General features: G+C 40.0%; 7 protein-coding genes. 6 read left to right on the forward strand and 1 reads right to left on the reverse strand.

All coding sequences use genetic code 11. The features are described from left to right. Window positions 1-17: 17 nt before the first annotated feature. The 3 genes from QXE01_02170 (at window position 18) to QXE01_02180 (ending at window position 2066) form a co-directional block, all read left to right on the forward strand. Window positions 18-464 carry a hypothetical protein gene (locus QXE01_02170; protein ID MEM4970038.1) on the forward strand — a complete coding sequence of 149 codons (447 nt, stop codon included), beginning with the start codon at window positions 18-20 and terminating at the stop codon, window positions 462-464. 633 nt (window positions 465-1097) lie between these two features. Beyond that, window positions 1098-1424 carry a hypothetical protein gene (locus tag QXE01_02175; protein MEM4970039.1) on the forward strand — a complete coding sequence of 109 codons (327 nt, stop codon included), beginning with the start codon at window positions 1098-1100 and terminating at the stop codon, window positions 1422-1424. 192 nt (window positions 1425-1616) lie between these two features. Beyond that, the gene (locus QXE01_02180; GenBank protein MEM4970040.1) at window positions 1617-2066 is read left to right on the forward strand and encodes a CBS domain-containing protein; all 450 of its coding nucleotides are present in this window, start codon (window positions 1617-1619) and stop codon (window positions 2064-2066) included. Here the strand turns inward: QXE01_02180 and QXE01_02185 are convergent. Then, the gene (locus QXE01_02185) at window positions 2038-3747 is read right to left on the reverse strand and encodes an ATP-binding protein (protein ID MEM4970041.1); all 1710 of its coding nucleotides are present in this window, start codon (window positions 3745-3747) and stop codon (window positions 2038-2040) included. The two genes, QXE01_02180 and QXE01_02185, sit on opposite strands and share 29 nt — an antisense overlap. 373 nt (window positions 3748-4120) lie before the next feature. Between QXE01_02185 and QXE01_02190 the strand changes: the two genes are divergently transcribed. The 3 genes from QXE01_02190 to QXE01_02200 all read left to right on the forward strand — a co-directional run. Then, window positions 4121-4459, forward strand: coding sequence for a hypothetical protein (locus QXE01_02190; GenBank protein ID MEM4970042.1), 339 nt, complete (start codon window positions 4121-4123; stop codon window positions 4457-4459). A gap of 273 nt (window positions 4460-4732) precedes the next feature. Then, window positions 4733-6751, forward strand: a complete 2019-nt coding sequence (locus QXE01_02195) for a S16 family serine protease (protein MEM4970043.1) — start codon at window positions 4733-4735, stop codon at window positions 6749-6751. A gap of 37 nt (window positions 6752-6788) precedes the next feature. Beyond that, window positions 6789-7391 (forward strand): methyltransferase domain-containing protein (locus tag QXE01_02200; GenBank protein MEM4970044.1); only part of this gene is annotated, 603 nt, incomplete at its 3' end.

Raw genomic sequence — 7391 nt, forward strand, 5'->3', positions numbered from 1 at the left:
ATCTAAGACATGTATATGTGAACACTATATGGTTCTTCGAATATATATTGAAATATGTTGTGCCAGAAGATAGAGCTCCCCCAATATATTATAGATGGGTACATGAGCTATATATAGATGAGGATTCAAAATATGTATTTAAAGTCAGAACGGGCGATGATGCCATTATAGATTCGAAGATTTTGGGGGATGTAGAAGAACTTGATGCAGGAGAAATGCTATTTAATCTATCGAAGCTATATATATCTACATATCTTGATAGGCTCAGATCCATTGATGCCTATAGCGAAGAATCCTTCAACATAGAGGATACAGTTAAAAGGCTATATAGCGAGATATATAGATCATCATCGATTCCAACAAGGGTCGTTCTCTTAGAAACACTCAGAGACCACGGTGACTTCAGAGAGCTAAATCAAAGCGTTCTACATGTCAACTGGATCTATATAATGTCATTCAACTAATTCATAACCCCTATACTTTAGTAGAAGGGGATTTGATGTTAAAAGCAAAGCAATCTAGATCTGCATAGCTTTTAATAACTAGCGGTAACTTCTATCTACCCTGCATATTTATAGCAGAGGCTGTAACAGTTCACCTGAGGATGGTTTGAGCCGCCCTCGGGCTCATCACTCCTATATATTAAGCTCTCTGTCATGTTAATCAGCTCTGGTTATATGTCAATAAAAGCCATATATATGGTTAAAGGAGTTCTTCTCCTCACAGGCTCTGAAAGGATCTCTGATTACAGCTGCAAGCCTCGCTCTTCTAGGGTGGGCTATCATGTTTTCTTATAGGAAATTCCGAGTAGCAAGATTAAGAAGAATCGAGAGGGCATTGAGCTTCCTTGCCTAACTATAGCATATTCATAATCTCAATGCTTGCTAACAGCTTTTATCTTACATATTATGGCTTTATTATTTGATCTGTTTATATGAGCTAGTTATAGTTTTATCTACTTCTATATACATTATAATACAAGATCGTATTAAGATTAAAGGTCTATATTACTTGCTTCCCTGAGGCTATGTGGATATCTAGTAGGGGCTTAGTTTTTATTTTTTCTAGTTAATATTAGTGGTGGAGAGATAGTTAGCTTGCTCAAGGTTGACAGAAAGACGTATATGTGGCTCTATAAGGGGTTAAAGGTGGCTTCAGCTACGGTTCTCCTAATCATAGGTTTCACTGCTCTAATATATCTGCTGTCAATTGGTTCAGAGATTATAAATGCCAATACGAGATCTATGGATGGTAACACTGCTTCTTCTAACTATTTTCTCCAGGGCTTCTACGGCTTTCTTAATACCGCTCTATGGATCTTTGTTATCTTCTCCGGAGCTATATTCTTGCTAGCCTATGCTATATATGTTATAGATGTAATTAGGGGTAAGAAGGAGGAAAATACCGAGCTGGAGGCTCTATAATTCAGCTTAGAGCACTCGTAGTTATATTAGAATTCATCTTCATGAATAGCCTCACGATCTATAGGATAGAGAGAGATCTAATTCTCCACCTCCTCCCAGCTCTTAATGGTGGAGGTGATGTTAGAGCAACTCTATCTAGATAACTATAAAAGTCCTATAAACCCTCTGAGCCTATCTCTTAGGGGGTAATCCTTGATTAGGGCTGAGGATATTATGACTCCTAATCCTATCACAGTTAGGCTTGATGAGAGTGTGGCTAAGGCTGCGAAGATTATGTCTGAAAACAAGATTGGCTCTGTGATTGTTATTGATAGTGGGGGTAAACCCATTGGTATTGTGACTAGTCATGATATCTTAGAAAAGGTTGTGGCGAGAGGTCTAAATCCGAATGAGGTTAGTGTGGGTAGGGTTATGTCGAGTCCTCTAATATATGTTGATGCCTCTACACCTATAGATAAGGTTATAGAGGTTATGCTTAGAGCTGGGATAAGACATGTTCCTGTGATGAAGGGGGAGAGATTGGTTGGGATAATAGCTGAGTATGATATAATAGCCCTAGGCCCTGAGATCTTCCAGGCGTTAGAGCTCTTTGAGGCTGCAATGATGGAGAGGGCTAGGAGGAAGAGGGGTTCTCGAGGCTAGATCCTCTAGCAATATTTATCCTATGGAACACCCTTTTACCTGCAATATATATGATTCCATGTAAAGGCTCTAGAGATCTAAGTGTTCTTCTGATCTCCTCCCTAGAAACTTCATCATACGCTACAAAGCTAGATATAACATCTATTACCTTTGGATCTGTCTGTCGTAGGAAGAAAAACAATCCAGCGTTATTGATGATCTCAGAGGGGAGTTTTTCGAATTGCTGTGTTGAAATCACAACTGCGAGGCCATATTTCCTGCTCTCCCTAAAGATCTTAGATATAAACTCCTCAGCAGATCCCTTTAGCAGGTTGTGCGCCTCATCTATAATGACAACCAGATCTACCTCTCCCCTCTGCCCCGTTGATATCTTATATCTCCATATCTGCTTCAATAGATATTCAACATATAATGTTGAAGCATATTCAGAGCCTATGTTACTCATATCTAGTATAATGTGGTTCTCTCCCCTAGATAGTGATGCCTCGATATCTATAGGTTCTCCCTTAATATGTGTTGCGAGAATCCTTAGATATGGGATTATGCTGAGTAAGAGCTCTCTAGCCTTCGGATCTTCTTTAGATCTCTCAAGCATCTCCTCAGCAACGATGAGTAGCTCTCTAAAGCTCTTACCACCCCTTCTAATAGTCTCCACAGCTACAGCCGATAGTATTGATACTTGGAGAGCCCCTAACCTGAAGATCTTCCTTATACTGTCCACAAGCTCTAGAACTCTGGCCTCGGTAAGTGTGTTTGGCAGTATCTGTGGAGACGCTTCTGAGGCATCTATAACTCTAAAACCCTCTAAGCCTCTATATTCTCCGTGATAGTCAATCACTATAACACCTATCCCTATACTCTTAAAGCCTTTTGCGAGGATCTTGCAGAGAGTAGTCTTCCCACTACCAGTATTCCCACTAATTACTATATGCGGTGATGAAGCTGTATCGATGGGTATTCTAAGTTTAATACCCTTTTCAAGGCGAATATCTGGTATCTCTATGGATTTTAAATTATTCATAGATATGAGTTGTTCTTTATAATATGCTATAGATGTGTAGAGATAGATAATGGAACCCCAAGACCCAATAGGGAGTAGGAGCCTCGATATTCTATGTCTATTGCCTCCAGCAGCTATTATGAGGCTTGCTATTACAACTCCTATCATAACTATCGGATCCATCAGCAGTAGAGATCTATATGTGATATCTAGCAGAATCAATATAAGATCTATGATAGCTATTATAACTACAGCTATCCCTAGTGATATCATAGAAATATAGGGTGTTTGCTTTAGACTTCTAATGATATATAGCATTATTTCTCTAGCATCTCTAGTCATTATAATGGGTCTCCTTCTCTCCTTCAAAGCATATCTAGCTATCACTAAAGCAATAGTAATCTGTATACCCAATATGCTGCTAGATATCATATCAAACCCAGATCCTATGTAGAGCGTTAACAATGTATAGATGCTGAGAAAAAGGGCTGGTAAGAAGGGGAGCATTATTTCTAAGGACTCACGTAGGATTATATATATTGCAACATAGATCACCAGGAATATAGGGGTAGATATTATAGCATAGGAATTAATAGTTTTCACCAGGGCTAGCAGTAGAGGTGTATATGTTAAGATAGTTGTGAGGAGCGATGCTAAAGCTATTGATCTATATGATTGCAAATAGAATCACCCCTACATATTTCTCAATCACTACATAGCAGTAGGAATAGTCAAAGAGTTTAAAGCTATAATAGAGCATCATAGAGCCCCTTAATATCTGCTTGATCATCATTATCCTGGCCCTCTATAGTCTTACTACTCTAGAATCCTCTCCCCATAAGTAGGAGAACCCTTAAATCTTAATAACGAATTACAGCTTACGTTCCATAGTATTGCTTTAGGCGAGGTATTACTGATCCAGACTCCCTATTGCTTAGATCTAGCTATTTCTTTAAAGCTATAGCTTTGGCTATCCTAGTGACAGGATTTCTAGCTAAAGAGCATTATCTAAAGCCATATATTCCTCAAATATCAAATATCTCTTGGTGTTTATTTGGGGGCAATTTTGCTTGTAGATCTTGATAGAATCGATCGAGATCAAAATCTCCTGGGAAAGATCCTAATGAAGGTAAGATATGGGAGGCTTGGAAGCCTTACAATATATCTCATAACAGGCAATGCGGAGATCAAGACATGGGCTGAGAGGGTTAGGGATGCGCTTTCCAAGAACTTTGATGTCACTATATATCTCTATTCTATCAGCGATATTGAAAAGGGATTTAAAAAGGTGGTTGAAACATGTAGCAATAACTATGTATACGTATATAGGGAAATCCCAGATCAATATCTAAAGGAACTAACGAGCTATTGTGAAAAAGTCGAGATAGTATAGCTAGGCAATAGTTTCCTGAATCAATACCCTGGCCATCCTAGTCTTTGGGTATGGATTTACCCACTTGTCTTTCTCCCTACGACTTGTATAAAGCTCCAGGAATCTCTAGAAGCCATTGAGAGATCGAGATATATAACCTCCTCTGGTCTATGGCTTATCCACTTATCTATTCAGAGAGATCAGCTATGATGAGGTTTAAACATTTGGAGCTAGCTGGAGGAGGTGAGAAAAATATTATCCTCTAAGGGGGTCTTATCTATTGAGGTGTAATAGATGGTTTGGCCAAGGTCTTTTTCGATCTTCACGATCTTTATTATATTTCTCTTCATGTTAACCCCATATCTAGTGTATACATCATCAATATCTGTTATAGGTTATGCAAGGGTTCCAGCTCTAGCTGTTTATATGCTTGAGAATGGGAGCTATGTTGGTTCTATATCGTGGATAGAGGTTAAGATATTGGCACCGGGGAGTGGTGAGGTCTATGTGTCTACAGAGCCTCTTAGTGATATAGATCTCCAGGCCTCTGGTAGGGCAGCGGTTTTAATTGCATCTTATCTAGCTAACATAGATCCCTTTAAATATGACTATCTAATCTCTATCAAGGCCAGCGCACCTATTGTAGGAGGGCCTTCTGCGGGTTCTGCGATGGTTGCAGCTATATTCTCAGCTCTTACAAATATATCTCTAGATCCTCTTGTTGCATCTACAGGGATGATCCTGCCAGATGGGCTTATAGGCCCTGTTGGGGGTGTTCCTGAAAAGGTTGTTGCCGCAGCTTCAAGCGGTTATAAAACCATCTTAATCCCGTGGGGACAGTCTATATATCCAGAAACTAGATATGTTAGACAGAGTATAGGTCCGATTTCTGTTATAAGACCTGTAAGTGTGAATATTAATGTAAGCGATCTAGCATCTAGATATGGAGCAAGGGTTGTTGAGGTTGCATCAGCCGAGGATCTTTTAGAACTATTTACCAGAGGCGCATACCAAGCTCCTAAAGAGCTTATGAGCCCATATATCTCTACTGGCGAGGAGAGCATTCTTAAGAGCTCATATGGAAACTTTACACAGCTTCAAGAAAGATCTGCTTCCTCTGCTAATCAGAGAATAGGATCTATAAGGGATCGCCAGCTAGTCTCCTTAATAAATAGCCTTCTAACCAGCTCAGAGAGATATAGAAATGAATCTTCCGCTCTATTTGAAAGGGGGCTATACTATCCAGCGCTCTCGATGATCTTCACATCCTATACTCTAGCTAGATATGCAGAAAACATAGCAGGTGTATTCACAGCCCAAGATGCTACTACGTATACGAAGAACTATATATCGTATGTGGGATCTATGCTGAATAGCTATAGAGATCTCTGGAGATCTCTAGCATATGGTAAAAAAGGCTATAGCATTGAAGAGCTATATATATTGCCGGAGATTTTCAGAAGACTTCAAGATGCTGAGTATAGTCTAAATATCTCTACACAGCTAGCATCTTCAGGCAATATAGTAGATTCGCTTTACTACGCATCATATGCCGAGGCGAGGCTGAGGAGTATAGACACCTGGCTATCCCTACTAGGTCTAGGTACTGACAGCATGGTTAACATAACATATGTAGAGAGGATCTCATATTGGATATATAGCTATGCAGCAACTTCCCTAGCATATCTCGAATCACTGTTAAGCTCGCTAGGCTATCAGCTACAATCTACCCAGAGTCTTGAGGATATGCTGAGGAGAGCATCAACATACCTGGCTGGTGGAGATTATATCGCATCTATATCCATCTCAACCGACATTATAACCAATACAACCCTTACAATACACTCTATGTTCTCAATAAATGTAACAGGGCTTGCAGACGTGGTTAGGAGGGAGGTTATGAGGGTTCTCTCAACAATTGGAGGAGACTCTCCTATATCTGCAAGGCTATATGCCCAGATGGGAGATTATTTAGCAAGCTCTGGGGAATATCAGCAGGCGATATCATTCTATGAAGAGGCTCTCTTCATACTCAGGATCTCGAAGCTATTAAATAGCCAAGGGATATCGCTAAATAGATCCACAGCAGCTGTGGTAGAACCAACCAGCACAGAGGTTTCCAGCGTGACTAGGTCTATATCTACTAATACATCTACCCAGATCATCTCTATAGGCGGCAAAAGCGGTGAAACATCTAGCGGGGCTAATAATGTGAGACTCATGTCTATGGTCATAACGATAATAGCTATTGCGGTTGTTCTTGTATCTGTAGCCCTAGCTATATACATCTATAGAAGATCTAGATCCAGTTAGTCTCAGACGAGAGATCCTGCCCTGGTGGGTAGGTGCTATGTCTTATACAGAACTTATAGCTATCCTTAGATGCCCTATCTGTGGCTCAGATCTGGAGAGTTTAGATGATATACTGCGATGTAGTAAATGCGGTAATAGGTACAAGGTTATAAATAATAGGATAATAGATCTAGTAATGACTGGTGAACGCGGCTGGGTTAGCTTCTTTGAAAGGTTTCCCAAGATATATGATCCTTGGTCGAGAATTGGTTGGAGATTGACGGGGCGAGGCTCTTTAGAGAGCTTCTATAGCGAGTTCATAAAAGGGTTTAAAGGCTTAGAGGAGGGGATTGCTGTTGATGTTGGATGTGGCACAGGTACCCTAATATCTATGTTGGAGAGGAAAGGGTTTAGAGGAATAATAATAGGGATCGATATATCTATGCCCATGCTAAGGGTTGCGATGGGGAAGACGAAGAAAGCTATATTTCTCAGAGCATCTATGGATAATATACCGTTGAAAGACTCCGTAGTTGATCACTATATCTCTAGCTTCGCAATACATATTGCTGAAGATAAAGAAAAGGTGTTTAAAGAGATGAGGAGGATCCTTAAGAACATGGGTAGCTTTAGAATAGCTGTTGCAACAACTAACAGTATT

The sequence above is a fragment of the Sulfolobales archaeon genome (assembly GCA_038897115.1).
Lineage (GTDB): Archaea > Thermoproteota > Thermoprotei_A > Sulfolobales > AG1 > AG1.